Below are 26,165 nucleotides of genomic sequence, written 5' to 3'. Positions count from 1 at the left end.
GTCACGCCTCCTCCGAGCCGATATAGGCCTCGCGCACCTTGGGATCCTGGCGCACCTGGGAGAGCGGGCCCTCGGCGATCTTCTCGCCGAAATTCAGCACCACCACGTTCTGGCAGATGCTGTCCACGAAGTGCATGTCGTGCTCCACCACGAGGAGGGTGATGCCCTTGGCCATCAGCGTCCTGAGATGGTCGCGCAAGGCGTTGGTCTCGGACGGGTTGAGGCCGGCGGCGGGCTCGTCCAGCATCAGCAGGCTGGCGCCGGCCAGCGTCGCGCGGACAAGGTCGATGCGCTTTCTCACCCCATAGGGCAGGGCGCCCACGGTTTCGTCCGCCCACTCCTCCAGGCCGCTTTCGGCCAGGGCCTCTCGGGCCTGCACCTTCCAGCGGTGATTGGGGAACAGCCGGTAGGGGGTCAGCAGCGCGCCGAGGGAGGAGTTGCGCACATGCTGGCCCACCAGCATGTTTTCCAGCACCGTCAGGTGGGACATGAGCCGGATGTTCTGGAACGAGCGGGCGATGCCGGTGGTGATGCGCTTGCGCGAGGGCATGTGCGTCACGTCCACGCCATTCACCGTGACGGTGCCGGCATCCACGCCATAGACGCCGCTCACCAGGTTGAACACGGTGGTCTTGCCCGCCCCGTTGGGGCCGATGAGGGCGGTGGTGACGCCCTTGGGAACCTCAAAGGAGAGGTTCTGGATGGCGTGCACCCCGGCGAAGGACTTGGTGATGCCCTTAAGGGAGAGTGCGGCGGTCATCAGGCGGCCTCCTCGCTCTCGGTGGTGGCGCGGCGCCGGGTGAAGCGCAGCAGAGAGGTGGTCACCAGGCCCTCGGGCCGCATGGCCATGAAGACGATGATGAAGATGGCGAACAGGGCATAGCGCCACTGGTCGGAGGCGCGCAGCAGCTCCGGCGCCAGGGTGAAGAAGGCCGCGCCCACCAGCGGGCCCCACACCGTCTGCGTGCCGCCGAACAGCACGTAGAGCACCGTGAACACCGAGAGCAGCACGTTGAAATGCTGAGCTTCCACGAAATTGTAATGGTGGGCATAGAAGGCGCCGCCGAAGCCCGCCACCGCCGCGCCGAGCGCGAACGCCGCCACCTGGATGCCGCGCACGGAGATGCCCATCAGGTCCGCCACCGTGGCATCGCTCTTCACTGCCGTGAGATAGAGCGCGAAGCGGGTGCGGGAGAGGTAGAGCATCAGCAGCACGACGCCGATGGCGGCCGCGAACACACCGTAGGGCCCCACATAATCGGTGACCGGATAGCCGGCGGCGCCGCCGACCACCTCGAGGTTCAGGAACACGGCGGAGATGACCTGGCCAAGCGCGAAGGTGGCCATGGCCAGATAGATGCCGTGGGTGCGCAGCACCGGGATGCCGATCAGCAGCCCCGTGATGCCCGCCAGCGCCGAGCCCACCGGAATCGCGGCCCACATGGACCACTGATATTCGTTGGTCAGGAATGCCGAGGCATAGGCGCCGATGGCCATGAACCCGGCAATGCCGAGATTGAGCTGCCCGGCGGCGAGCGGCAGGTAAACCGCGTAGGCCGCCATGACATTGAAGGCGAGGACGACGAGAACGCCGGTGAGATAACCGCTCATCACAGCTTCTCCCGGGTGGCGGGGCGCCCAATGAGGCCCTGCGGACGAACGATGAGGATCAAGAGCAGAAGCCCGTAGACGGTGATGTTGACCACGTCGGCGCCGATGAAGCTGATGGAGAGCACCTCCGCGAGGCCGATCAAAAGCCCGCCCAGCACCGCGCCCCAGATGGAGCCCATGCCGCCCACGATCATGGCCGCGACGCCCTTGAAGCCGACGCCCTCGCCCATGAAGGGAGAAACCTGCTGGTAGTTCACCGCGAACAGCAGCCCCGCCACTGCCGCCAGCAAGGCGGAAGCGATGAACAGCATGGGCACGAGCCGGCCCGTATCCACGCCCATGAGCACGGCGGTGTCGCGGTTTTCCGCCACGGTGCGGATGCAGCGGCCGGTGGCGGTGGAGTTCAGGAACCAGGACAGCCACAGCACCAGCAGCACGGAGAGCACCAGCGAGCCGAGCTGCGCGATGCCGATCACCAGTCCACCGAAGCGGAAGTTGAGGTCCGGCACCAGAGCGGGGAAGGCCTGCTGGTCCGAGCCGAAATAGATCAGCATCAGGTTTTCCAGCAGTACCAGGAAGCCGAGGGAGGAGACCAGCGGCACTTCCGGATCGCCCCCCTGCATGGGCCGGTAGGCGAAGCGCTCCACCAGCAGCGACACCAGGGCGGCCGCGGCCAAGGCGGCGGAGAAGGCGAACACAGTGGGCCAGCCAAGCTTGATGAAGCCGTAGGCCACCATGCCGCCCAGCATGAACAGGCCGGGCAAAGAGAAATTGAGGAAGTTCAACACACCGATGGCAAGGGTGAAGGCCACCGCCATCAGCATGTAGATGGCCCCGAGCATCAGGCCGTTGACGATCTGCTGAGCGAGCATGGAACCCCGCAGGAGACGGACAGGAACGCAAGGGATGGCAACGGGCCAGCCACCGCGCGGTGAAGGACCGGAGCCCCCTGAACATGCCAGGATCGCCACCGGAATTAGGTAATAGACAAAGCTAAATGTGCGCCGGCTTCAAGCTGAAATTTCAGGCGGATTTCAGAAAAATTTCAGCGGTGCGGGGGTCTGGGTGAGGCGCGGCAATGCCTTGATGATACGTAATATTCCGGAGCCCGCGACGGGCGCGCATGTGGCGCAGCGCCCCATCCGGCGGCGGCCGGGTGGCTAAAAGGCGGGCACGCTGACCTGATCCGAGGCAATTCCTGCCGCCGGCGAGTCCCGCTCATGCTCGTGCGCGAGGCCGGTGACGACGTGGCAGTGGTGCCGATGTCGCGCACGGGCATGGTGCGCCAGCGAATCCCTCCCGGCGACTGGCAGCCTGGCGGGCAGGGGCGGCGCCCGCTGGGGCGCGTCGGCTCTCAATAGCGCAGGCGCGCGTAATAGGAGTCTTCGGAGGCGGCGCGGGCCTCGCCCAGGGTGCGGATGCCCTGCTGCTGCAGCAGGGGCAGCAGCTTCATGAACACCTCGGCGCAGGCGAGGGCATCCCCCAGCGCGGTGTGGCGGCCGGATACGGTAATGCCCAGCCGCGCGGCGATGGCCTCCAGGCTCTGGGCCTCCGCATTGGGGTGCACGATGGAGGCGAGCAGCAGCGTGTCCAGCACGGGCTGATCGAAGACGACGCCGGTGGCGGCCTCCTTCAGCTTCAGGAAACGCAGGTCGAATGCCACGTTGTGGCCCACCAGCACGGTGTCGGAGACGAAGGCATGGAAGGCGGGCAGCACCTCGCCGATGGCGGGCTGGCCGCGCACCATTGCCGGCCGGATGCCGTGGATGGCAATGCCCGCCTCGGGAATGGAGCGGCCGGGATTCACCAGCTGGTCGAAGCACTCCGCCTTGAGCAGCTTGCCATTGACGATGCGGGTGGCGCCGATCTGGATGATCTCGTCACCCCCCGCCGGGTCAAGGCCGGTGGTCTCGGTGTCGAAGACGGTGAAGCTCAGCTCCCCCAGCGGGCGGTCGTCGCGCTCGTGGTGGCCTTCGCTCGCGGCGAACAGGTCGAAGTCGTAGAATTCGGGCCGGCTCTCGCCCGCATGCGCCGCGGTGTCGGCGGCAGCGGAGGCCAGCGGCAGAAGGAAGCGGAAGACGGCGCGCGGGGTTCCACCCGTGCGCGCATGTTCCAGCCACACCTCTCCGCCATGGCGCTCGGCCACATCGCGCACGCTCAGGGGCGAGCCGCCGGCGGTGCCATCCATGGGCGAGGATTGCCAGCCGGCCGCGATGGCGGCGCCGCCCGCAAAGCACAGGTCGAGATGGGCGCGCCCGTCCGCGCGCGACAGGCGCAATTCCAGGTCCGGGGCCTCACGCCCCTCCACCGCGCAGCGGGCCAGGAAAGTGAGGGCGGCGATGAGCGAGAAGCTGTCCACGCTCAGCCACAGCTCGCCCTCCACCGTATCGGCCGTGACCGCCAGCCCGGTGGCCTCGGCGATGTGGTGGGAGGCTGCGGCGATGAGGTCGGCACCCAGCATGTCCTGGAGCGGCCAGCGGGCCTTGCTGGCGCTGGAGGCCTCCGCCGCCAGGGCGGTGATGCGCTCGCCCATGGCCGCCACCTCCTCCCGCACCACTGCCTGGAAGCGCTCGCGCTCCTCGGTTTCGAGATCGGGATAGTCCAGCATGTCGAGCGCGGCCTGGATGCTGGCGAGGCCCGCGCGACTGGTCTCGGTCAGGGTCAGCCATTGCCGGTCGGCATGAGCCTCGGCCTCGTATTCCTCGGTGATGTCGTCCAGCAGCAGCACGTAGCCGGTGGCCGGCGCCCCCTCGGCGGCTTCCCGCACGGGCGCGAGGCTGACGCGCAGCAGGTGCCCCGACGGGGTGTGGGTGACGAACCGGGCGGAGGGCGCCGGCTCCCCGCGCACAATGCGCCGGTCCACGCTTTCGCGGGCATGGTCGATCAGCGCCTTGTCCACCACGCCATGGATGGAACGCCCGAGGCCGATCAGCTCCGCGCCACCGGCTCCGCCCGGCGCGCGGGAAATGCGGCGGCACAAGGCACGGGCGCGGGCATTGTAAAGCAGGATGCGGCCTTCCAGATTGCACACCACCACGCTCTGCTGAAGCTCCGCCACCAGGGCCCCCAGCTGGTCGCGCTGATGCGCCACCGCGTGGCTCGCATCCTCCACCAGCCGCGCCATCTCCTGCTTCAGTGTGCGCCGTTCCTGGGAAAGGGCATTGAGCGCATCGGCAATGGTTCGGGCCGCGGCATCGCCGCTGGCGGCCACAGGCGGCGCCGAGGCATCGCTCACCAGCACGCGCGCGCCTTCCGCAAGGCGGGCGGGGGCCGCCATATATCGCCCATGGAGGACCTGCACCGCCCAGGCGCCGACGCTGGCGGCCACGAGCCACCAGAACAGCACCAGCATGCCGTGGGTTTCCAACAGCGGGCCGAGCGCGGCGGCCAGGGCGGCCGCCGCCGGCGCGTCGAGGGTGGCATAGAAGCCCACGGCGCCAAGCGCCAGCCACAGCGCCAGGGCGAGGCCCGGCGCCACCATGGCGGCGATCAGCGGCCAGGGGAGCCTCATTCGGCGGCGTCCGGCGCCATCATGTCCCGCACCTTCTGCACCAGCTCGCGGGTGGAGAAGGGCTTGGTGACATAGGCGTCCGCCCCGGCGCCGACGCCGCGGGCCTTGTCCGTCTCCCGTCCCTTGGCGGTGAGCATCACAATGCGGGTATCGCGGGTATCCTCATCCGAACGCACGGCCTCGCACACGTCGAAGCCGGTCATGCCGGGCATGGTGGCATCGAGCAGGACAAGGCGCGGATGCTCGCGGCGAATGGCCTCCAGCGCGCCGAGACCATCCCGCGCCACCAGTACCTGGAAGCCCTCGCGCTTCATCATGAATTCCAGCGAGACGACGATGTTGGGCTCGTCGTCCGCGATCAGCACCTTTTCGGCGGGCTTGCCGTTACCAATGATCTTGTTGGCGAGGACGGTGTCGTTGAAGGTCCCGTTCTGCGTTTCGGTCATGGCGTTTTTCCTCCTCCCGGCTGGAGGGGCAGTCTGAACGCGAAGGTCGCGCCGCCGCCCGGTTCTGACACCAGCCACATGCTTCCGCCGAAATGATCTACGATCTGGCGGCTGATCGGAAGCCCAAGACCGGTCCCTTGTGGCCGGGAAAGAGCATCACCGCCCTGGCGAAACTTCTCGAATATGGTGTGTTGCTCGCCTGCCGGCACCCCCGGGCCGTTGTCTTTCACCTCCACGACCAGGGAATCGCCATCCTGCCGCAACGTCACATCCGCACGGCCGGTACCGGCGGGGACGAACTTGGCGGCATTGGAGATGAGGTTCATCAGCACCTGCATCAGCCGATCTGCATCCGCCCGCACGGTGGGAACCTTAGGTGGAACATGGGCCTCGACGCGCGCGCCATGGGCGCGGAACAGCTCGGACGTGGCCTTCACCGCATCCCTCACCAGCCGGGCCAGGTCGACATCCTCCGTCTGCCAGTCGGCAAGGCCGGCCTCGATCTTGGCGAGGTCCAGCACCTGGTTCACCAGCCGCCCCAGCCGTTCGCTCTCGGCCACGATGATGCAGAGGAATTCCGCCCGCTGGGCTTCATCCATGTCGGGTGAATCCAGCATCAGTTCCGAAAAGGCGCGGATGGAGGTGAGCGGCGTGCGCAATTCATGGGTGACGGAGGAAACGAAGTCGTCCTTGAGCTGGTCCAGGGTCTTGAGCTGTGCGTTGGCCGCCTTCAGCTCGGCGCTGGTGGCTTCCAGCTTCTGGGCGTAGACGCGCAATTGCGAGGCTTCGTCGAGAATCTGGGCCACGTCCTTCAGACCCAGGGGCTCTTCCTCCACCACGGAGGCGACCAGCACGCGGGCCGAGGCGCTGCCCACCGCGCCGGCCAGGGCGCGCTCCACCCGGTCCACCAGCCGCGCATCGGGCACCAGAGCGTTTAAGTCGGCGGCGCCGATCTCGTGGGCGTGGGCCTCGAACAGGGCACGGGCGCGCTCGGGGCCCAGAAGGCGCCGGGCAAGGGCCATCAGGTCATCGAGACGCGCCACGCCGCGCCAGAACACGGGGCCTCCAGCTTCCGGGTGGCGCTCGAAGGCGTCCACGAACAGCAACGCCTGACTCGCCTCCCGCCCGGACGGCGCCCGCCGCAGGGAGAGGCCCACGAACAGCGCGCCGTTGACGAGCAGGCTCCAGAACAGGGCATGGGTCAGCGGATCGAGGCCGCCAAGGCCCAGCAGCCGTTCCGGCGCCAGCAGGGTGATGCCGAACGGCCCTTCACGAACGAAGCCGTCGGGCAGCCAGCCGGATTTCGCCACCGAAGGCAGCATGAGCGTGTAGGCCCAGACAAGAAAGCCGCCGATGAGCCCGCCCAGCGCCCCGGCGCGGGTGGCGCCCCGCCAATACATGCCGCCCAGCAGAGCGGGCGCGAACTGTGCCACCGCAGCGAAGCTGATGAGGCCGATGGAGACGAGGGCATAAGCCTCCCCCGCCACCTGAAAATAGAGATAGCCCAGCAGCAGAACGGCCATGATGGCCGCCCGGCGAATGTTCAGCAGCAGCACGGTGATGTCGCCCCCGGCGCGGGCCGCGAAGCCGGGCCGGCGGAGCAAGGCGGGCATCACGAGATCGTTGCAGACCATGGTGGAAACCGCGATCGTCTCGACGATCAGCATGCCCGTGGCCGCCGAGAGCCCGCCCACATAGGCGAACAGGGCCAGGGTGGGCGCGCCCTGGGTGAGCGGCAGCGAGAGCACGAAGGAATCGGCATCCACGCGGCCGGGGCCCATCAGCACCAGGCCACCGATGGCCACCGGCAGAACGAAGATGTTGATGGCCAGCAGGTAGGCGGGAAAGACCCAGGCGGCGCGCTTCACATGATGCTCGTCTGTGCACTCCACCACCATGACCTGGAACTGGCGCGGCAGCAGCAGCACCGAGAGCATGGACAAAAGCGTGAGCGCAAACCACTGCGTGTAGTCGAAGCGCGCGGCGGCATCAGAGCCGAACAGGGCCGCCAGCTCCGGAAAGGCCTGGGCCTTTGCCCAGATATCCCCCATGCCGTCGAACAGGCCGTAGGTGACGAACAGCCCCACGGCGAGGAAGGCCACCAGCTTCACCACGGATTCGAAGGCGATGGCGGCCACCATGCCCTCGTGCCGCTCCGCGCTGTCCAGGTGGCGGGTGCCGAACAGGATGGTGAACAGCGCCAGCGCCAGCGTCACCAGCAAGGTGCCGTCCTGCCACCAGGGCGGGGCCGCGGCCGGGCCGGCGCCGACGGGATCGGTCAGGATCTGGTAGCCAGCCGAAACCGCCTTTAATTGCAAGGCGATATAGGGAACGATGCCGACCACGGTGATGAGCGTGACCAGCGCCGCCAGCAGCGGGCTCTTGCCATAGCGGCTGGCGATGAAATCAGCGATGGAGGTGATTCGATATGTGTGGGCGATGCGGATCATCTTGCGGATGACGATCCAGGCCAGAAGCATCGCCAGCATGGGCCCGAGATAGATGGGCAGGAACCAGATGCCCACGGCCGCCGCCCGCCCCACACTGCCGAAATAGGTCCAGGCGGTGCAGTAGACCGCCAGGGACATGGCATAGACCCATGCATTCGCGACCACGGAGCGGCCGCGGGCCGCGGAGCTGTCCGCCGCCGCGGCAATGGTGAACAGCAAAGCCAGGTAGCCCAGCGAGACGGCGATGACGAGGGGAGCGGAGATCATGGCGCACCGCCGCCATTGCCGGGGTGTCGCCCCTCGCTCGCCAGGGCGATAAGCGCCACCAGCCCCGCCCAGATGGTGAACAGCGCCACCGGCAGCAGCGGCAGGCCCAGCACGGTGGCGGGCACGTTCCAGATCGCGAGCAGGGGGAAGTTGAACAGCAGCAGGGCCGCCCCGAACAGGGCCACGAGTACACCCGCGCGCGGACCGCCGGCATTGCCGCGCCTGTCGCCATCCCCGGTCATAGCAGGTCGAACCGGTAATGGCGGGCGAGCCACTGCTTGAAGCCGCGCACGATGGCGAGGGAGTCCTTCAGCGCCTGCCGGTCCAGCGTGCCCAATTCGCCGAGAGGCACCGCATTGCTGGGCGCCCGGCCAGCCGCCAGCTGGCGCAGATTGTTGGAGAGCTTCAGCCCCATCAGGCAATGCAGCGCATCCGCCAGGTCGCGGCCGAGGGCGGCGTCCAGATGGCCTTCTTGAACCAGTGCCGCGATGCGCGCCACCGTCGGAAGGGGCTTCACCCGATATTGCAGCGCCAGCGCCCGGATGCCATGGACGATGGGGAAAATACCCAGCTTCTTCAGATCGATCTCGGCCGCCCCCCGCCCGCGCAGGCCGGGCAGGCGCGACCACCAGGAGCCGCCGTCCCCAAACTGCTCCACCGCGCGGGCGAAGCGGGAGAAATAGGCGGCGTCGTCCTGCAGCAGATGGTCCAGGTGGGCGCGCGCCTCCTCCAGCAGCCGCGCATCGCCGGCGACCACGGCCGCGTCGAGGAAAATGGCGAGGTGCATGGGCCCCTCGGCATGGCCCGCGAACAGCCACTGCTTGAGGGTGTCCTTGAACCCCGCGAGGGGCTGGCACCACAGGGGCCGGCTGAGCATGATGCCGCCGGGGCAGGGGGGGTAGCCGAATTCGATCAGCCCGGCGGTGAAAGCGGCGGTGATCGCCTCCAGCCCCTCGAAATGAAAACCGTCGCGCAGGATGAGCGCATTGTCCTGGTCGGTCTTGATGAGCTGTTCGGAACGGCCTTCCGAGCCCATCACCAACAGGCAGGAATTCTCCCGCAGCGCCGGCGGGGCCAGCAGCTCCCACAGGCGCAGGAACAGCAGGCGGTTCAGTTCGCCCACCAGCTCGCCGATCACCTCCACACGCACGCCGTCGTCCTGAAGATCACCGATGAGCTCGTCGATCTGGCGGGCGGCGGTCTTCAGCTCGTCGGTGTCGGCGGCTTCCGTGATTTCCAGGGCGATGAGGTGGGAGTGGCTGGCCACGAAGGCCATCAGGTCGATCTGGCTGAGCAGCCCGACGATGGCCTCCCCCTCGCGCACCACCACCCGGTGGATGCGGTGGCGCAGCATCAGCAGCATGGCGCCATAGAGCTCGTCGTCGATGGAGACAGAGAAGGGCTTGAAGGTCGCCACCTCCCGCACGGGCAGTAGCTGGGGCGGCGTCTCACGTAGCAGCGCATCGCGCAGATTGGTGGTGGTGAAGACGCCGACGCGTTCGCCATCACGCACCAGGGCGTCGGTCAGCCCTTTTTCGGACAAAGCGCGGCAGACGCTGACAAGGTCAGTGCCGCCATCGACGAAGAAGGGCTTGCGCACATAGGCGTCGCGCACGCGCGAGGCCATGACGGAAACGAACTCCCGGCGCTCGCGGCGCCGGGAGTGGACCCGCCCGTTTCCGGGCGGATCAAGGGGGTTCGGTGTCCCGACGGGGAGGGACCCTGGTGAGGGGTCTTGGGGCACCGATCCCCCTGCCGAGGTGGGGCCCGGCCGCGACATCGCGCTCGACCTAGTGGGACGAGGCTTCCGCCGCGCCGATGCCGGTCTCCGAGCGCACCTCCTGAGCCGGGAAGCCGGCGCGGTCGATGCTCGCCCGCTGGCTCTTGTCCAGGATGGAGAAGAGCCAGATGCCGACGAAGCCCAGCGTCATGGAGAACAAAGCCGGCGACGTGTAGGGGAACGGCGCCGAGCCCTTAGCATAACCGAGCGTGGCTTCCCACACCGACGGCGACAGGATGGTGAGGATCACCGAGGCCGCAAGGCCCAGGAAGCCGCCGATCACCGCGCCCTTGGTGGTGCAGTCCTTCCACAGCACCGACATGAACAGCACCGGGAAGTTGGCCGAGGCCGCCACCGCGAAGGCCAGGGACACCATGAAGGCGATGTTCTGCTTCTCGAAGGCAATACCCAGCAGCACCGCGATCACGCCCAGGCACAGGGTGGTGATGCGCGAGACCTTCAGCTCCGAGGCGCTGTCGGCCTTGCCGCCCTTGATGACCGTCGAATAGAGGTCGTGCGACACCGCCGAGGCACCCGACAGCGTGAGGCCGGCCACCACCGCGAGGATGGTCGCGAACGCCACCGCCGAGATGAAGCCCAGGAACACGTTGCCACCCACCGCATGGGCGAGGTGCACGGCCGCCATGTTGGCGCCGCCGATGAGGGAGCCGTGGGAGTCCAGGAACTCCGGATTGGTCAGCACGAAGGTGATGGCACCGAAGCCGATGATGAAGGTCAGCAGGTAGAAGTAGCCGATCCAGGCGGTCGCCCACATCACGGACTTGCGGGCTTCCTTCGCGCTCGGCACCGTGAAGAAGCGCATCAGGATGTGCGGCAGGCCGGCGGTGCCGAACATGAGCGCCATGCCGAACGAGATGGCCGAGATCGGGTCCTTGATGAAGTTGCCGGGGCCCATGATGGACTGGCCGGCGGCGGCCGCCGCCTCGGGGCTCGCGCCCTTGGAAGCAGCGATGCCCTCCTTCACGTGAACCGCGGCGGCGAACAGATTCTCCGGGCTGAAGCCATAGGTGAGCATCACCATCACGGCCATGAAGGTGGCGCCGCCGAGCAGCAGGCACGCCTTGATGATCTGCACCCAGGTGGTGGCGGTCATGCCGCCGAACAGCACGTAGACCATCATCAGCACGCCGACGATGACCACCGCGATCCAGTAGTCGAGGCCGAACAGCAGCTTGATGAGCTGGCCGGCGCCCACCATCTGGGCGATGAGGTAGAACGCCACCACGACCAGCGTGCCGGAAGCGGCGAACACGCGCACCGGGGTCTGGGCGAAGCGGAAGGCCGCCACGTCGGCGAAGGTGAACTTGCCGAGGTTGCGCAGGCGCTCCGCCATCAGGAAGGTGAGGATGGGCCAGCCGACCAGGAAGCCGATCGAATAGATCAGGCCGTCATAGCCGTTGGTCATCACCGCGGCGGAAATGCCGAGGAACGAGGCGGCCGACATGTAGTCGCCGGCGATGGCAAGGCCATTCTGGAAGCCGGTGATGCCGCCGCCCGCGGTGTAGAAGTCCGCGGCCGACTTGGTGCGGGCCGCCGCCCACTTGGTGATGAACAGGGTCATCACCACGAACAACGCGAACATGATGATCGCGGTCCAGTTGGTGGCCTGCTTCTCGGTCGCGCCGAGATCGCCGCCGGCCGCGAGCACGGGCGCGGACATCAGCGCCACGCTGGCGGTCAGCGCCGCGCGGGTGAGAAAGTTGCGAGCGGTCTTCACTTCAGCACCTCCGCCTTGATCTTCTCGGACAGGGCGTCGAACTCGCTGTTGGCGCGACGCACATAGATGCCGGTGATGAGAATGGTGAAGACGATGACGCCGAAGCCGATCGGGATACCCCAAGTCATGACGCCCGGGCCGATGCGCGCGGCCAGAACCTGCTTGTCGAAGGCGATGAGCACGATGAAGCCATAATAGACGACCAGCATCGCGAGGGTCAGCAGCCAGCCGAACCGCGAGCGGGTGGACTTCAACCGCTGATAATCGGGATTGACCGCGATCCGCGCGGCCAGGGAATTGTCCATGGGATTCTCCTCTCCAACCCGCGGGCTATTCCGCGGGCCATTTTCTTCTGATTGAGCGCTTGATGCGCCATTGCCGCGGGTGCCATGCGGATGCGAAGCCCCAGGCGGCCTTCAGCCACCAGGCGCGTGCATGCACGAAACCCACTGGTTCCCATGCCGCCTCGGAAAACCGGTGCGGCAGGACCCAGGATCCGGCCTTTCGTCAACAGATCCGCGTATGAAGCCTCAGTTGGCACACCCGGCGCCAAGCTGAATTCCAGGCGGTTCTCGATTCACATGATTTGGCGTTCCGTGCCTCGGCATCCTCCCATGCCGGAAAGCGGTACGGTTTGAAGCTGCCGGCGTTTCGGTCGCTTTGGCTTGGCAGGGGCCGCGAAGGGCCGAGCCAGAAGGGCGATTCTCAATACACCGAAGCTTCGTGATGCAACCCTAAGCGACGACGGCGCCCTAGGCGACTCATACTTAGGTCCGACGCGCGGGCGACGAAGTCGTGGCATCTTCCGCTGCGGAATGCGGTCGTGGCCGCGTCGGCGGCATGTTCCGGCCACAATCGGCAGCCCATTGTGCGGCGCGCAGGCTTGTTAACGATGCTTGGTTATTTATCGATGGGTGTGCGCCGCTGCGCGACAGGCGCGGGTCGAGGTGGGTCACGAGCGGATGGGATGGAGCGGGAGCAGGCTCGGAATGGATGACGTGTTCTCGACAGCGGTGAAAAACCAATGGCGAAGCCTTATCGGCATGGTGATGGCGGAGTACGCCATCCGCATCTCCAAGCGTTCTCTGGGGCTTCTCGAAGAGTTGCTCAGCCTTTCCGTGATTACCGGCAGTATGTTGATCCTGCGCCTTGTCACGCGCGCGCCGACCCACCACGGTATGCCCGTAATACCATTCGTGATCTCCGGGATGATCCTGTTCTGGATGCTGCGCACGACGTTGTTTCGGGTGGCTTCCTTCAAGACCGCGAAAGGCGCTTTTCGCGCCAATCCACGCGTCACCTCTCTTGATGTCTTGGCCGCCCGCGCGATCCTGAACATCGTATTTTACATGATGATCGGATTTCCGGTTTTCATCACCTTCTATTGGCTTGGGATCTCGCCGTTCATGGCAAATCCCGTGCAGGTCTTTTTGCTGATGCTGCTGATGGGTATCTGGGGTTTCGCGCTCGGCTTATGCTTTGGTGCACTATTCGTCTATGTGCCCTTCGCGAAAATGGTCGTTGCCGGTCTCATGATGATCGCCATGTGGGCCAGTGGCGTCATGTTCATCTGGCCAGAAGCGCCTTATATGCTTCGCGGAATTCTAATTTATAATCCGATTTTCCATTTCATGGAGTTGATGCGCACGGCCTACTTCAAGACCTACATCACTCAGATGGGGAGCTGGGTTTATGTTCTCTCCACGGTGGGGGTGACGATTGCCTTGGGCCTCATGCTTGAGCGCGTGACGCGCAAGCGCGCCCAGGCGAGCACTCAGCGTCAGGGGGCGGATGAAGATGCCTTCGATGTGGCTGCTGGCGTTTGAGCTTCGGGATGCCATGCGGCATCGCGGCCTTGAGGTGAGCGCCGTGCGAGGGCCGGCGGGGGATGGTGTGTGCGAATGCTGAAATCGCTGTGGCACGTTCTTCCGCGCCGGCGGGCGAAGTCCCCTTCGGCGCTCGCGCCCCCGGTGGAGGACGCCACGCCGGGGGCACGCGTCGTGCCGTCCGGGGTGGATCGGGTGCGCGGCAGGGGGGCGGTGGTTCTAGAAGGGGTGACGAAAACCATTGGGCTCCGGCCACGCCAAACGGAAGTGTTGAAGGGGGTCGATGCGATCTTTCCGCGGGGAAGAGCCATTGGTGTCCTGGGCGAGGCGGGGGGCGGCAAGTCAACCCTGGTGCAGATCCTGACGGGAAACATGGCGCCGGACGCCGGGCGGGTGATCCACGGAATGCGCGTGTCGTGGCCCCTGGGTGCGCGTGATATCTTCCGTAAGGACATGACTATTCGCGCGAATGTGCGCCTTCTCAGCCTCATGTATGGGGCGTGGGCCCCTGACATGCTGGAGGCCGTTAAGGAAATAGGAAAGATCCGCACGCAGGATATGGATCGGCCTCTGGCGGAACTGGTCCCTGATTTTACCGTAAGAGCATCGACGAGCTTGTGCTATGCTCTTGATTTCGATTGCTACGTTGCGGACGATCAATTGTGTGCCGGGTCGCGCCAATTTCGCGATCATATCAAGACGCTGATCCTTGAGAGGCAGAAAACGCACAGTTTAATTATCGTCTCAAAGAACGCTGCGGCGATAAGGGATCTTTGTGATGACTTCTATATTTTGGAAAATGGAATCATAAAGACATACCAAAATAGGCGCGAGGCTTACAAGGTCTTTACCGGCGTCTCTTTGACTGCGCGGGTTGATCCGCGGGGCGAAGCGAGTGATGATGCGCTCTAAAGTGCGAAGGGGTTCGGCTTGAACAGTCCCGTGAATCTGCGTCAACGTCCGGCTGCGCCGATTGACGACGTCGAGGTGCCTGGCGCCAATGGCGAGAGCGCGGCGAATCCGCGTCGGCGCCGGCCGGCCGCGGTGGTTCAGCTGCCGAGTGTTGAGGCAAACGAGGCTCCCGCCGTCCTTCGGCGCCTGCGCGCGGCGGCCCTGAAGCCAGCTGGCCGGGGCGAGGAGCAAGACGGCCAGGACGAGGGATCTGAGGCCCCGCGCGCGAGCCGGGCGCTGGTGGCGCCGCGGCTGGTGCCTGTTCTGCGCGGGTTGCGGCAGCGCACGGCCAATGTCCGGTCCATCTTCAACTGGCTGAAGGTGCCCGGCGACGATGTTGTGGCTGAGGAGGCCAACGCCCCGCTCTTGCAGCGGATGGCGGTGCGCGAGTTCTGGCAGTCGAACATCAAGACTTTCAATCGGCTGTTCTTCGCCTTGCCGATCATCGTGGCGGCGGGCTACCTCTACTTGATCGCGCCGGACGGATATCGCGTCGATACGGTCCTCGCCATTCGCAATCCCACCAATTCGGCCGCGTATAGCGGGTCCATGGGCACCTTGTCCGGCGCTCTCGCGTCGACGGGGCAGGGATATGCGGAGCGTGCGATCGACGAATCGTTTGCTGTCGTGAACTTCATCCGGTCGCGCGAGGCTTTCAATGAGCTTGAGAAGGCCTTGAAGCTGAGTGATCGTTTCAAGTCCGGCAGCATCGACTGGTTCAATCGCCTGCCCAAAAATGCCGACTACGAAGCGCGGTATGCAAATTACCTGGCGCACACGTCGGTTTCCTATTCCGACATCGAAGGGCAGATCACCCTGTCGACGGATGCCTATGATCCGGAGACCGCCTACCAGATGGCGCAGGTTCTCTCGCGCATCAGTGAGCGGCTGGTCAACACCTTCAACGAGCGCGCCCGGACTGACATGATCCGCCTCGCGCAGGTGCAGCTGACGGAGGCCGAGGACGGCTTGCGCGCGGCGATGCTTGCCATGACCGATCTTCAAGTGAAGAACGGCATGTTGGATCCGCTGGACGAGGCCTCGAGCTTCAGCAAGATCATTGCGTCCCTGCGCGAGCAGGTTGCGGTGAAGCGGGCGGAGCTGGGCGCTTTGACGAGCACGGCATCGCCCGACTCTCCGCGCGCTGTCGAGATCCGCAACATGCTGGCGTCACTGGAATCGCAGATCCGGACCGAGCAGAGCAGGCTGACCGGGCGGACCGATGCGCTGGCGCCCCTGATCAGCCGGTTCAAGCTTCTGGAAATTGACGTTCAGCTTGCGCAGCAGAAATACAATTCCGCTGCTGCGATGCTGCAGAGCGCGGTCTTGCAGTCTGAGCACCAGAAACTTTACGTTGTGAATATCGTTCCGCCCTCGCCTCCGCAAGAGTCGACGATTCCTCGGCGTTTCCTGATCCTGCTGGGCGTCGTTGCCGTGACCTTCGTTGCATGGCTGATTGCGCGCTTGGTGCTCGCGTCCATTCGGGACCACAGCGTCTAAGGTCGACACGTCGGAGTTGACTAAGCGCCCCAGCTTTCCGTGTGGGCTGGGATGGGCACCTCCTTAGGGCCCGGAGAGCGGCCCGATGCTGACCCTCGGGCCGCGATGGGCGGGAGGTCGTGCGTCCGAACGCCAGCCTGTCCGGACTTCGGCCCAGACCGCCCGGCGATCCCGACCGGCACGGAGGGTGGGCGCTGAGTGCCTATGCTCGCTCCGTGCATTTGCTCGCTTGGTGCATGGCCACGGCGGTCGAGCGAAGCCCACAGGGCGCATTCAGAGAATACATTGGTGGCCGGCGATTGCCGATTCCGGAATGACCGTTCCTGGGTCTGTTGGCTGGCTTGAGGTGGCCTGTTGGCCGCGGGCAGAGCGCCGGTTGGGCACCCTGAGTGAGCATCCCGCGGTCAGGCGCACCGGTACCCTTCCCATTTCACGGAAACGGGGAGGGCTTTAGCCGGTGATGTGCCGCGTTTTCGGCGCGCGAAGCGGCGACAGCGGCGGGCAGGGCGCTCTAAAGGCCGGTCGGTGCACCGAAGTTGTATTCGTCGCGCTCGTGCACGGCATTGGCTCGGCCCACCAGCAGCAGGTCCACCGGACCAATGCGCTCGGGATCCTTGCCGGTGTAGGGCAGGGAGTGAAGCACATAGCGCATGGCATTCAGGCGCGCGCGCTTCTTGTCGTCGGACTTGATGACGGTCCAGGGGGAGTCGGCCGTATCGGTGTGGAAGAACATGGCTTCCTTGGCGCGAGTGTAATCTTCCCACTTGTCGAGGGACGCCAGGTCGATGGGCGAGAGCTTCCACTGCTTCAGGGGATGCACCTTGCGTTCCTTGAAGCGCCGGCGCTGCTCCTCGCGGCTCACCGAGAACCAGAACTTGATGAGGTGGGTTCCGCTGCGCACCAGGTTGCGCTCGAATTCCGGCGCCTGACGCAGAAACTCGCGATACTCATCGTTGCTGCAGAAGCCCATCACGCGCTCGACGCCGGCCCGATTATACCAGCTGCGATCAAACAGGACGATCTCGCCAGTCGTGGGCAAGTGCTCCACATAGCGCTGGAAATACCACTGGCCGCGCTCGACCTCGCTCGGCTTCTCAAGAGCCACGACGCGGGCACCACGCGGGTTGAGGTGCTCCATGAAGCGCTTGATGGTGCCGCCCTTGCCGGCGGCATCACGGCCCTCGAACAGAATGATGAGCCGCTGCCGGGCTTCTTTCACCCAGGATTGGAGCTTCAGAAGTTCGCTCTGCAGCAGGAACTTCTGCTGCTCGTAGTCCCGGCGCAAAATCCGGTATTTGTAGGGGTAGCCGCCCGTGCGCCAGTCGTCGGAGAGGGCGTCGTTGCGGGCATGGGACTGGCCCGGGGGCTTGGGCAGGCCGAGGGAGGCGCGAAGACGGGCGGCATCGTCCGGAGACGAGCCGGCGATGATGGCTTCAAGCCCCTCCGTCACCGTCTCATCCGCGGCGATATCGGCTACGGCGGAGGCATTCGCCTCCTGGGCCGCCTTCACGCGCTCATCGGCAAGACTGTCCGCGGCAGCCTGGAGAAAGGGCGCCTCCGGTGCGTCGCTGCCGGTGACGATTTCCACGGGGGTGCCATCCTCAGTCATGTCTCACATCTTTCTCTGCATCGGGCCTTCGATCGGCGCGGGACGCGGCCGTCCACGCCGGATCGCCGGCTCCCTCACCCGCGACGGCGGTCCCCGGCCCGGCGGATGCCAGGGAGGAGAAGGCGGAAACGACGCGGGTCGAAGTCCGGGCTGAAGCCTTGCAGTGTAAACGGTGAAATGGCGTTGACCACGATCAAATGCACCGTATCGGCATGCTTCGCCGGCAGCGCGCGGACGATCAGATCACGATGCGCTCCGGCTTTTTCCCGGCGCAGCGCAAGGCGTGCATGCGCGTGAAGGCGGCCTCAATATTGCGCGTGAAGGTTGCGGTGTCGAACAGGGGAGAGCTGGTGCGCGCGGCTGCCAGATGGGCTTTCAGCGCGGCAAGGCGTGCCGGGTCGCGCGCGATGGAAAGTGCGAGAGCCTCATAGGCCTCAAAGGAGGAGACGGCGAGTTCCGGGAGCCCAACGGCGCTGACCAGGCTCGCCGCCACGCGGGACGCGAAGGTTTCACCCGGATAGGTCACCACCGGCACGCCGGCCCACAGGGCATCGCTCGCGGTTGTGTGGGCGTTGACGGGGCGCGTGTCCAGGAACAGGTCGGCCTGCATGTACCGGGCGATGTGCTTGTCCTGGCCCTTGATGAAGGGGGCGAAGACGAGCCGCTCCGGATCGACGCCCCGCGCGGCGGTCTCATAGGCCAGGTTGTCGCGGACCGTGCGGTTGGCCTCGAACAGCCAGAGCACGGAGCCGGGCACCTGGTCCAGCAGGCGCATCCAGACGTCGAAAATCTCCGGCGTGATCTTGTAGGTGTTGTTGAAACAGCAGAACACGAAGCCATCCTGCGGCAGCCCGCACTCGGCCCGGCTCGGCACCGCCGAGGGCACGGCGCGGGTGCTGTCATTGGGCTGGTAGCAGTCCGGCAAAAGCACGATCTTTTCGTCGTAATCGCTCTCGGCCTCTGGCGGGATGATGATGCGGTCGGCCACGAGATAGTCGATGAAATCGGCACCCATGGAGCCGGGAAAGCCCACGAAGTTCACCTGGACGGGAGCCGGACGCAGGGCCAGGATGGCGGTGCGGCAGCCGCCCGTAAAGCCCTTCAGATCCACCAGAATATCGATGCCGTCTTCGCGCATGCGCACGGCGGCCTCGCGATCCGTAAGGGTGCGGATGTCGATGAAGTGGTCGAACGCCTTCTCCATCCGCTTGCGGGTCTCGGATCCGTCATCGATGCCGTGGGAATAGGCAAAGGTTTCGAACTTCTCGCGATCATGGCGTTCGAACATGCCCGCGGTCAGGTAGGCCGTGGCGTGGGCATGCAGGTCGCTGGACAGGTAGCCGATGCGGATGCGGCGGTTCGGATCGCCCGCGGGCGGCGGCGGCAGCGGCGTGCCGCGTGCAACACGGGTGGTGCTGCAGCCACGCGCGGCGCGCAGCAAATCGTGGCGGGTGACCTCGCAGCTGAGGAGCACGAAGGGATCGACGTTGATCAGCTCGTCGCCCGCGAGAAGCCGGGTAATCTCCTTCTCCCATTTGGCGAGATTGCCCCACTCGCAGATGTGGTGGCTCATGTCGATGGCGCCAACATGGGCCGGAATGCTGTCGGGCGTGAGCGTCAGCGTGCGCAGATAGCAGTCCAGGGCTTCGGAGTGCCGTCCCAGCCGCGAATACAGGCTGGCCATGTTGAGAAGCGCACTGACATTGTCGGGCTTGAGGGTGAGCGCGGTCTGCAGAGCCCGCAGGGAGCCCTGCAGGTCGTTCTCCATCAGCAGCGCGCCGATGTTGCAGTGAACTGCGGCATAGCCCGGACTGAGGACCGCGGCTGCTCGGAACAGGGCCAGTGCTTCCTCTGGGCGATCATTGTTGTAGGCGTGGTCGGCTTCCTCGATGATGTTTTGAACCTTGAGGGCGCCGCGCTTTTCCGCCGCCAGCCATTCTTCGATGGCCAGGCTCGGCTTCTCGCCGGCCACGATCATCGCCCGGCCGAGGGCCAGGATGGCGTTGCCGTCGCCGGGATGCGCCTCCACCCACTGGCGCAGGGTCGCGACCCCGTCCGGAGCAGAGCCGACGATGCGGGCCAGGGCCCGGCGCGCCGCCCGATGCTCCGGCTCGATGGCGCAGGCGCGCTCGAAGGCGGCCGTTGCCTCCGCGATCTCGCCGGTCTTCATCAGCGCTTCGCCCAGGCTGGCCAGGATGTTGGCGTCCTTGGGGCTCTGGCTGGCCGCGGTCCGCAGCGCGGAGACCGCCTCGGGCAGCCGGCCCAGGCGGATGAAGCAGAGCGCCTGCATGTGCCGGGTCTGCGCGTTGCGCGGGTCGCGCTTCAGAATGCGTGCGTAAAGCTCAGCCGCCTCGGCATAGGCGCCGGACTGGTGCAGGGTGGCTGCCTGCTTGGCATCCTGAATGGATTTCAGAATGGCGCCCGTCCCCGAGCGGGATGCGGCCTTCTGCACCTTGGCCATGTTCTCGTCCTCTTGCGTCCGCGACGCCTGCTGCGGTGTCGCGGATGAGCCTGTGGCCGCACCTTTGCCGCCCTGACTTGCCCGTGGCTTGTGTTGTGAGCGTGCGGCGGCGCCGCGGCCCCGCGGAATTCGCGTTGCCTAGACCTTGGTGGCGTGGATGTCGAACGTGCTCGTTTCGGACGCGATGCGCTCGCCGTCGCGCCTGCGCACGGTGGTGGAATAGAGCTCCTCCACGGCGGCGAGATCCAGCCACGGACCCGGCAGGGCGTCTCCAAAGGGGCCGGAGGAGCCTTCCGGGAAGGTATAGGGAAGGTCCGGATCGTCCATCGAGCTGAAGTCCGACTGGTCCACCAGCTGGAACCCGTCATAGCCGCATTCGGCCAGAGTCGTGATGAAGTCGAAGCCCACGGGGCCTTCCGCGATGCTGGTGTAGAGCGGTTTCACGAGCTGGCGCGAAAGCTGATCCAGCACGGTCTTCTCTGCTCCTTCCACATCGATCTTGATGTAGAGCGGCGTGCCGAAGCGGTCGAAAAGGTCGCCCAGCGTGAGGGCCGTGATCTCGACGGCATGGGTGGGCGCGCCGCCATGGGCGGCATGCTCGGGATCAAGGCTGCTCCAGCGATCGTCGATTTCGTTCACATGAAAGGGCAGGAGGCCACGGCGCGACCAAAGGGCCGCCTCCACCAGCTTCAGGCGCCCGGCCCCGATGGCATCGGCGAAGCGGATGCGCCCGGCATTGGCGTGCACGGGGTTTGGCTCCAGCGCGACGACATTGTAGCCGCGCGCCAGATAATATGCGGTGTCGTCGCCATTATGCATGCCGAGGTCCATGATGAACCCGCTGGAATCGGCAAAGACGGTCATGGGGCTGAGCGCTCCTTGGGGATGGCGTAGAGAACCGCGCCTGTGCCGCACCATCCGTGGGTGCGCATCAGCACGGTGTAATCGGGAAGCTCGCGCATCAGCCACGATGGCGTCGCGATGAGGCCATCAGCGCTGTGGTGCGCGGTGACGGCGATGATCGGCCGGTGCTTCAACAGGGTCTGGCGGGCGCCCGCCAGAGCATTGAGCTCCGCCCCTTCCAAATCGAGATTCACGAATGTCGGGTCAAGGGCCAGCGCGTCGAGGGGCACGGCGGCCCGCAGGCGGCTTCCGGAAGCCGCGATGCGCGAACACGGACCAAGCCCGCCATGGAAGCGCACCGCCTCGGCGCCGGCACCCAGCACGGCGTCCAGAATCTGCGTGCGGGCGCGAAGGTCGATGTCGAATCGATCCACCCGGGCCTGGAGGTGGGCCCGGTTCGCGGCGTCCGGCTCCACCGCCCAGATGGTGGACACGGACGTTCCCGTCCGCTTCAGGAATTGGGCGATCACGCGGCCGTCGTGGGCGCCCGCGTCGAGCACCCGTTCCGTCGGCTTGAACGCGCGTGTCACTTCGGGAATGAAAAAGCAGGTGTCCGGCTCCACCGGAGCGTCGCTGAAGTCCCACTCCTGCCGGGCCAGCCGCCAGGCGGCGAAGCGCAGATAGTGGGCGCGCGACGCCGCGTCGCCGAAGCCCGCCAGAACGGCGCCGGCCGCCTCCATCTCCGCCGGGTCCAGCCGGGGCGCGAACCAGCCGTCGCCGAAGGGCTGCTGCTCGCGAAAGAACGCGGTGACGTCATGCAGCGGCACGCAATGGGACCAGCCAACGCGGTTCAGCTCCGCCTCGATCGGCGCGAACGGCATCGTGAGGGTGCAGATGGCCACCAGCGCCGCAGCCTTCGTCTCCGGCGGGGCGTCCTCGGCTCCCAGCACGGGAATGTCCCCATGGCGCGGATGCGCCACGCCGTCGGCGGCCCTGTCGACCAGGATTCCGGCGACCGGCTGGCCCACCGCCTCGAGAAAAGCGAGGGCGGGCCGGGTGATCTCATCGGGGCCGTAAAGCCACAATTTCCGACGGCCGGGCACCATCGGCGCGCCGGCCGGCGCGCGCGCATTGGCTTCGCCGAGCAGGTGGAATGCGGTGTCCAGGTCTGGGGCCTGGGTAAGATGGCGACTGACATGGGCGTCGGAGACGAGGCGCAGATGGGTCGCGGCGGCGCGCGGCATCAGGCGCGTCCCCGATGGGGGGTGGGCCCCGTAGACGCCAGGGGCCCTGAAACGAGGGCAGCCGGATCGGGCGCGGTCATGGCTTCTGCTCTCGTTTCCTCATCATGGCGGGCATGGGTTGTGGCCCCGCTGCGGGACCATGAACGGGGAGGCTGTCGCCGGCCTTGTGCGTTCGCTCCCCCTGCGGCCCCTTCCCCACGGGCGCCAGCTTCGCGCCATCCGCTTCCGCCATAAGCAGGTGCCCCGACTCCGACCCGAGAGGATGTCCCCCGCATGCCTTCCGACCGGCCCGAAACCGCTTTCTCGCAGCGTGATGGCGCCCGCCGCGTTCTCCTCACCGGGGCCACGGGCTTTGTTGGCCGGCAGATTCACCGGGCGCTGGTGGCTCGGGGCCATCGCGTGAAAGCCGTGGTGAGGACTGGCACGGCGCACCGCCTCTCGGCTCCGGCCGACGTGGTGGAGACGGCGGACCTGTTTGCGCACGATGCGTCGTTCTGGGCGTCGACCACGGCCGGAATGGATGCCGTCATCCATGCGGCATGGGTCGCCACGCCCGGCCTCTATCTCGCCTCGCCGCTCAACCTGGACTGCCTTCGCGGCGGTCTCGCCCTGGCGCGCGGCGCCGCCGAGGCGGGGGTGGGGCATGTGATTGGCGTCGGCACCTGCTTTGAATATGCCCTGCCGTCCGACCATCTGAGCGTGGATGCGCCACTCGGGCCCGCCAGCCTCTACGCCACCGCGAAGCTGGCGCTCTACCAGACCCTGTCCGCCTTCTTTGCCGGCGAGGCCGCTGGCGGCACCATCTTTTCCTGGGCGCGCCTGTTCTATCTTTACGGCGAGGGGGAGGACGAGCGGCGCCTTGTCGCCTATATCCGCGCCCGTCTCGCGGCGGGCGAGGTGGCGCGCCTTTCCGCGGGCACCCAGGTGCGCGATTTCCTCGATGTGGCGGAGGCGGGCGCCATGGTGGCCCGCATCGTCGAGACGGGCCAGCCGGGAGCCATCAACATCTGCTCGGGCGTGCCCGTGACCGTTCGTGAGCTGGCGGAGCGCACGGCGAGAGCCCTCGGCCGCCCCGATCTTCTGGAGTTCGGGAGCGCGCCGCCACGGCCGGGGGATCCGCCGGTCGTGGTCGGTGTGTGCAACCTCTGGCCAGAACCGTCCTGAGACGCCGGCCCGGAAGGCGCTTACAGCAGGACGGAGCCGCGGATGTCCCGCTCGCTGACGATCAGGCCCGGCGCGTAGCCCTGGTCCAGGAAGCCCTGGCGCAGGCTGTCGTTGGCGAGGAACACCACGCTCGTGCGCAGGTTCTTCTCGGAAGGGGTGGCGGGCGGCGGGATCACCAAAATGCGCCGCTCAAGGCCGGCGTCCCGCAGCAGCTTGCCGAGGGCCTGGCCATCCTCCACCCCGGCCACCACCAGCCGTTCCACTTCCGCAATGCCATTGGCGAAGCGGGCGAGGGTCTGCGCCATCACGAGCAGAGGCAGCCTCTCCAGGTTTTCGAAGCTGCTGATGATGCTGGGGTCAAGATAAGAGAGCCGGCAGATGAGCTCATAGGCCCGGATATAGTCCTTGCGCAGCAGCCACAGGCGAATGGCCACCCGCATGCGCTGCTCGACGAAGTAATCGATCAGCCCGCGGAGGGATTTCCGCATATCATCCGTCGCGGCGACCTTGTGGCGACGCATCAGGTTGAACATCATGTACTCGATGCCACCACGGTAATTGTCCCAGATGGTCATGGCATCATCGAGACCCCATTGGGTGCGCTCGGGCATGACCGGGGTCAGCGTGACAGAGCGGTAGTATACGGACCGCCGGAAGGCGACCGGACCCAGCGCCGAAAGGGTGGTGAGATAGCTGAAGGCCCAGTAGCAGAAGCGCGGCACCGTGACGATCCGCCGAATGGCATCAGCCCGATAGACCGCGATTTCGGGGAAGATGTGGTGCTCGATGACATAGCCGATCAGATCGGCCTCATCGCCCGGCTTGAACACCTTGAGGTCGTCCGGCTGCGTATAGAAGGTTCCCTTCGGCACCTTGTTGAGGTCGTCGAAGAGTTCCCAGGGCGTGTAGCAGGCGCAGACCTCGGGGTTGTTCTGCAGGAAGTGAATGGTGTCCGCCAGCGCCTCGGGCAGGATGAGGTCATCGTCGGCCAGGTAGATCACATACTTGCCGCAGGCACGGTGAAATGCGCTGATCAGATTGGAGAGAAGCTTGTTCTCTTCCTGCAGGAAGTAGCGGATCGGCAGCCCTTCGGCCCGAAAGCGCTCCACCACCTCGGCGGTGTTGTCCGTCGAATGATTGTCCGACACCACGACTTCAAACGCGAAGTCCCAGCTCTCGCCCCAGGTCTTGATCTGCGGCAGGAGGTATTCCAGGAACGGCGCGCGGTTATAGGTCGGCACGCAGATGCTGAGCGTGACGTCCTGGGCGCTCTCCTGCTTGGCGGAGGGCAGAATTTCCGGAATGAAAGTGCCGATCATGGCTGGTAATCCTCCGCTGCGGCATCGCGGGCCGAGATGGTCGTGGGTGCCGCCGGCCAGTCCACGCCGAAGGCGGGGTCGTTCCAGCGGTAAGTGCGGGCGAGGTCGGGAACGTAAACCTCGGAGTGGAGGTAGAACACCTCGGTCTCATCCTCAAGGGTGAGAAAACCGTGGGCGCAACCCTCTGGAATATAAAGGGCGTTGCGCCGCTTGGCGCTGAGCTCGGCCGCCGTCCAGTTGAGGTAGGTGGTGGAGGTGGGGCGCAGGTCCACGGCCACATCGAAGATGCGCCCGCGCACCGCGCGCACCAGCTTCGCGTCGGCGCGGGGCGGGGCCTGGAGATGCAGGCCCCGCAGGGTGCCCTTGCGCGGATTCCAGGAGGTGTTGGCGTGGACGAAGCGGTCCATCAGCCCGTGTGCGCGGAACGTGTCGGCGCAGAAGGTCCGCGCGAAAAGGCCGCGCTCGTCCTCGAACGGCGTCACCTCCACGAGCATGACACCGTCCACGGTGGTGGGAACGAATTTCATAGGGCGCCGCGCTCCGCTCCGGAGTGCACCGGCGCGGTGGAGCGGGGCCGGGACGCGGGTCCTCGGCGGGGGCGGGATGGGGTCACGCCCAGACCTTCCAGGGCGCGCGGCCGCTGTTCCACATGTCTTCGAGCTGCATGCGCTCGCGCAGCGTGTCCATGGGTTGCCAGAAGCCGTCATGGGAATAGGCGGCGAGCTGGCCTTCCGCCGCCAGGCGCTCCAGCGGCTGGCGCTCCCAGATGGTGTCGTCGCCGTCCACGAGGTCGAGAACCTCGGGTTCCAGGATGAAGAAGCCGCCATTGATGCGCTGGTTGCCGTTGGTGGGCTTCTCCACGAAGGTGCTGACGCGGTCGTCCTCGATCGCCACGGCGCCGAAGCGGGCTGGCGGCGCGACGGCGCACATGGTGGCCTTGAGGCCGTGGGCGCGGTGGAAGGCCATCTCCTTCGCCACATCCACGTTGGCGACGCCGTCGCCATAGGTCATGCAGAAGGGCTCGCCGGGGGTGAGGTAACGCCCGATGCGCTTCAGGCGCCCGCCGGTCTGGGTGTCGAGGCCGGTGTCGACGATGCTCACCCGCCAGTCCGGCGTATCGCGCTGATGGTAGTGGACGACATTGCGCCCCAGATCCACGGTCACGTCGGAGTGGTGGAGCACCATGTTCGCGAAGTATTCTTTGATCTGGTAGCCCTTGTAGCCGGCGCATACGATGAAATCGATGAAGCCGTAATGGGCATAGATGCTCATGATGTGCCAGAGGATCGGCTTGTCGCCGATCTCGACCAGCGGCTTTGGCCGCACGCTGGTTTCCTCCGCCAGGCGCGTGCCCCGCCCACCGGCCAAAATCACGACCTTCATGCCCGTCCGTCCCCTGGAGCAGGCCACGACCTGTCTCCAGCCCGCCCTATGATCTGAACGAG

General features: G+C 66.2%; 21 protein-coding genes. 4 read left to right on the top strand and 17 right to left on the bottom strand.

Features of this window, described 5'->3' with window-relative positions:
• Position 1 precedes the first annotated feature (1 nt).
• The 10 genes from V5F26_RS15695 to V5F26_RS15650 all read right to left on the bottom strand — a co-directional run bounded on the left by V5F26_RS15695 (position 2) and on the right by V5F26_RS15650 (position 12,108).
• On the bottom strand, positions 2–760 hold the full coding sequence (locus V5F26_RS15695; protein ID WP_234050653.1) for an ABC transporter ATP-binding protein: 759 nt from the start codon (positions 758–760) through the stop codon (positions 2–4).
• On the bottom strand, positions 760–1,611 hold the full coding sequence (locus tag V5F26_RS15690; protein ID WP_394946425.1) for a branched-chain amino acid ABC transporter permease: 852 nt from the start codon (positions 1,609–1,611) through the stop codon (positions 760–762). The genes V5F26_RS15695 and V5F26_RS15690 overlap by 1 nt, the downstream gene beginning before the upstream one ends.
• On the bottom strand, positions 1,611–2,483 hold the full coding sequence (locus tag V5F26_RS15685; protein WP_234050651.1) for a branched-chain amino acid ABC transporter permease: 873 nt from the start codon (positions 2,481–2,483) through the stop codon (positions 1,611–1,613). The genes V5F26_RS15690 and V5F26_RS15685 overlap by 1 nt, the downstream gene beginning before the upstream one ends.
• Positions 2,484–2,965: 482 nt before the next feature.
• The gene (locus V5F26_RS15680) at positions 2,966–5,122 is read right to left on the bottom strand and encodes a 3'-5' exonuclease (RefSeq protein WP_394946424.1); all 2,157 of its coding nucleotides are present in this window, start codon (positions 5,120–5,122) and stop codon (positions 2,966–2,968) included.
• On the bottom strand, positions 5,119–5,568 hold the full coding sequence (locus tag V5F26_RS15675; protein ID WP_394946423.1) for a response regulator transcription factor: 450 nt from the start codon (positions 5,566–5,568) through the stop codon (positions 5,119–5,121). The genes V5F26_RS15680 and V5F26_RS15675 overlap by 4 nt, the downstream gene beginning before the upstream one ends.
• The gene (locus V5F26_RS15670) at positions 5,565–8,285 is read right to left on the bottom strand and encodes an ATP-binding protein (RefSeq protein ID WP_394946422.1); all 2,721 of its coding nucleotides are present in this window, start codon (positions 8,283–8,285) and stop codon (positions 5,565–5,567) included. The genes V5F26_RS15675 and V5F26_RS15670 overlap by 4 nt, the downstream gene beginning before the upstream one ends.
• Positions 8,282–8,527, bottom strand: coding sequence for a hypothetical protein (locus tag V5F26_RS15665; RefSeq protein ID WP_394056493.1), 246 nt, complete (start codon positions 8,525–8,527; stop codon positions 8,282–8,284). Before V5F26_RS15665 ends, V5F26_RS15670 begins: the two co-directional genes overlap by 4 nt.
• A complete protein-coding gene (locus V5F26_RS15660) occupies positions 8,524–9,912 on the bottom strand; it encodes a putative nucleotidyltransferase substrate binding domain-containing protein (RefSeq protein WP_394946421.1) in 1,389 nt (462 codons plus the stop codon). Before V5F26_RS15660 ends, V5F26_RS15665 begins: the two co-directional genes overlap by 4 nt.
• Before the next feature lie 163 nt (positions 9,913–10,075).
• Positions 10,076–11,803, bottom strand: coding sequence for a cation acetate symporter (locus V5F26_RS15655; RefSeq protein ID WP_370640620.1), 1,728 nt, complete (start codon positions 11,801–11,803; stop codon positions 10,076–10,078).
• The gene (locus tag V5F26_RS15650) at positions 11,800–12,108 is read right to left on the bottom strand and encodes a DUF485 domain-containing protein (protein ID WP_394056497.1); all 309 of its coding nucleotides are present in this window, start codon (positions 12,106–12,108) and stop codon (positions 11,800–11,802) included. The genes V5F26_RS15655 and V5F26_RS15650 overlap by 4 nt, the downstream gene beginning before the upstream one ends.
• Positions 12,109–12,792: 684 nt before the next feature.
• Between V5F26_RS15650 and V5F26_RS15645 the strand changes: the two genes are divergently transcribed.
• The 3 genes from V5F26_RS15645 (at position 12,793) to V5F26_RS15635 (ending at position 16,080) form a co-directional block, all read left to right on the top strand.
• Entirely contained in the window at positions 12,793–13,629 is an 837-nt protein-coding gene (locus V5F26_RS15645; protein ID WP_234050644.1) for an ABC transporter permease, read from the top strand.
• 75 nt (positions 13,630–13,704) lie between these two features.
• Positions 13,705–14,541, top strand: coding sequence for an ATP-binding cassette domain-containing protein (locus V5F26_RS15640; RefSeq protein WP_394946419.1), 837 nt, complete (start codon positions 13,705–13,707; stop codon positions 14,539–14,541).
• Between the two features lie 18 nt (positions 14,542–14,559).
• Entirely contained in the window at positions 14,560–16,080 is a 1,521-nt protein-coding gene (locus V5F26_RS15635) for a KpsE/RkpR family capsule polysaccharide export protein (protein WP_394946418.1), read from the top strand.
• Positions 16,081–16,591: 511 nt separating this feature from the next.
• Here the strand turns inward: V5F26_RS15635 and ppk2 are convergent.
• From ppk2 to V5F26_RS15615, 4 genes are all read right to left on the bottom strand, one after another.
• Entirely contained in the window at positions 16,592–17,689 is a 1,098-nt protein-coding gene (gene ppk2, locus V5F26_RS15630) for a polyphosphate kinase 2 (RefSeq protein WP_394056504.1), read from the bottom strand.
• Positions 17,690–17,927: 238 nt separating this feature from the next.
• Entirely contained in the window at positions 17,928–20,150 is a 2,223-nt protein-coding gene (locus tag V5F26_RS15625) for an O-linked N-acetylglucosamine transferase family protein (RefSeq protein ID WP_394946417.1), read from the bottom strand.
• A 138-nt stretch (positions 20,151–20,288) separates the two neighbouring features.
• Entirely contained in the window at positions 20,289–21,014 is a 726-nt protein-coding gene (locus V5F26_RS15620) for an FkbM family methyltransferase (RefSeq protein WP_394056507.1), read from the bottom strand.
• Positions 21,011–22,237 carry an FkbM family methyltransferase gene (locus V5F26_RS15615; RefSeq protein ID WP_394946416.1) on the bottom strand — a complete coding sequence of 409 codons (1,227 nt, stop codon included), beginning with the start codon at positions 22,235–22,237 and terminating at the stop codon, positions 21,011–21,013. Before V5F26_RS15615 ends, V5F26_RS15620 begins: the two co-directional genes overlap by 4 nt.
• A gap of 273 nt (positions 22,238–22,510) precedes the next feature.
• Here V5F26_RS15615 and V5F26_RS15610 point away from each other — a divergent pair, with 273 nt between their 5' ends.
• The gene (locus V5F26_RS15610) at positions 22,511–23,401 is read left to right on the top strand and encodes an NAD-dependent epimerase/dehydratase family protein (RefSeq protein WP_394946415.1); all 891 of its coding nucleotides are present in this window, start codon (positions 22,511–22,513) and stop codon (positions 23,399–23,401) included.
• Positions 23,402–23,421: 20 nt separating this feature from the next.
• Here the strand turns inward: V5F26_RS15610 and V5F26_RS15605 are convergent, their stop codons facing one another.
• The 3 genes from V5F26_RS15605 to rfbF form a co-directional block, all read right to left on the bottom strand.
• Positions 23,422–24,720, bottom strand: coding sequence for a glycosyltransferase family 2 protein (locus tag V5F26_RS15605; protein ID WP_394946414.1), 1,299 nt, complete (start codon positions 24,718–24,720; stop codon positions 23,422–23,424).
• Entirely contained in the window at positions 24,717–25,247 is a 531-nt protein-coding gene (rfbC, locus tag V5F26_RS15600; protein ID WP_394946413.1) for a dTDP-4-dehydrorhamnose 3,5-epimerase, read from the bottom strand. The genes V5F26_RS15605 and rfbC overlap by 4 nt, the downstream gene beginning before the upstream one ends.
• An 82-nt stretch (positions 25,248–25,329) precedes the next feature.
• A complete protein-coding gene (rfbF, locus tag V5F26_RS15595; RefSeq protein ID WP_234050634.1) occupies positions 25,330–26,103 on the bottom strand; it encodes a glucose-1-phosphate cytidylyltransferase in 774 nt (257 codons plus the stop codon).
• Between the last annotated feature and the right edge of the window lie 62 nt (positions 26,104–26,165).

Origin of the sequence: Xanthobacter variabilis, assembly GCF_043831965.2 — a bacterium.
Lineage (GTDB): Bacteria > Pseudomonadota > Alphaproteobacteria > Rhizobiales > Xanthobacteraceae > Xanthobacter.
The sequence above is the reverse complement of the archived record's forward strand: the minus strand, read 5'-3'. Positions and strand labels throughout refer to the sequence as shown.

Coding starts and splice junctions, on each gene's coding strand:
- V5F26_RS15695 (WP_234050653.1), bottom strand. CDS start 760: ATGACCGCCGCACTCTCCCTTAAGGGCATCACCAAGTCCTTCGCCGGG.
- V5F26_RS15690 (WP_394946425.1), bottom strand. CDS start 1,611: ATGAGCGGTTATCTCACCGGCGTTCTCGTCGTCCTCGCCTTCAATGTC.
- V5F26_RS15685 (WP_234050651.1), bottom strand. CDS start 2,483: ATGCTCGCTCAGCAGATCGTCAACGGCCTGATGCTCGGGGCCATCTAC.
- V5F26_RS15680 (WP_394946424.1), bottom strand. CDS start 5,122: ATGAGGCTCCCCTGGCCGCTGATCGCCGCCATGGTGGCGCCGGGCCTC.
- V5F26_RS15675 (WP_394946423.1), bottom strand. CDS start 5,568: ATGACCGAAACGCAGAACGGGACCTTCAACGACACCGTCCTCGCCAAC.
- V5F26_RS15670 (WP_394946422.1), bottom strand. CDS start 8,285: ATGATCTCCGCTCCCCTCGTCATCGCCGTCTCGCTGGGCTACCTGGCT.
- V5F26_RS15665 (WP_394056493.1), bottom strand. CDS start 8,527: ATGACCGGGGATGGCGACAGGCGCGGCAATGCCGGCGGTCCGCGCGCG.
- V5F26_RS15660 (WP_394946421.1), bottom strand. CDS start 9,912: ATGGCCTCGCGCGTGCGCGACGCCTATGTGCGCAAGCCCTTCTTCGTC.
- V5F26_RS15650 (WP_394056497.1), bottom strand. CDS start 12,108: ATGGACAATTCCCTGGCCGCGCGGATCGCGGTCAATCCCGATTATCAG.
- V5F26_RS15645 (WP_234050644.1), top strand. CDS start 12,793: ATGGATGACGTGTTCTCGACAGCGGTGAAAAACCAATGGCGAAGCCTT.
- V5F26_RS15640 (WP_394946419.1), top strand. CDS start 13,705: ATGCTGAAATCGCTGTGGCACGTTCTTCCGCGCCGGCGGGCGAAGTCC.
- ppk2 (WP_394056504.1), bottom strand. CDS start 17,689: ATGACTGAGGATGGCACCCCCGTGGAAATCGTCACCGGCAGCGACGCA.
- V5F26_RS15625 (WP_394946417.1), bottom strand. CDS start 20,150: ATGGCCAAGGTGCAGAAGGCCGCATCCCGCTCGGGGACGGGCGCCATT.
- V5F26_RS15620 (WP_394056507.1), bottom strand. CDS start 21,014: ATGACCGTCTTTGCCGATTCCAGCGGGTTCATCATGGACCTCGGCATG.
- V5F26_RS15615 (WP_394946416.1), bottom strand. CDS start 22,237: ATGCCGCGCGCCGCCGCGACCCATCTGCGCCTCGTCTCCGACGCCCAT.
- V5F26_RS15610 (WP_394946415.1), top strand. CDS start 22,511: ATGCCTTCCGACCGGCCCGAAACCGCTTTCTCGCAGCGTGATGGCGCC.
- V5F26_RS15605 (WP_394946414.1), bottom strand. CDS start 24,720: ATGATCGGCACTTTCATTCCGGAAATTCTGCCCTCCGCCAAGCAGGAG.
- rfbC (WP_394946413.1), bottom strand. CDS start 25,247: ATGAAATTCGTTCCCACCACCGTGGACGGTGTCATGCTCGTGGAGGTG.
- rfbF (WP_234050634.1), bottom strand. CDS start 26,103: ATGAAGGTCGTGATTTTGGCCGGTGGGCGGGGCACGCGCCTGGCGGAG.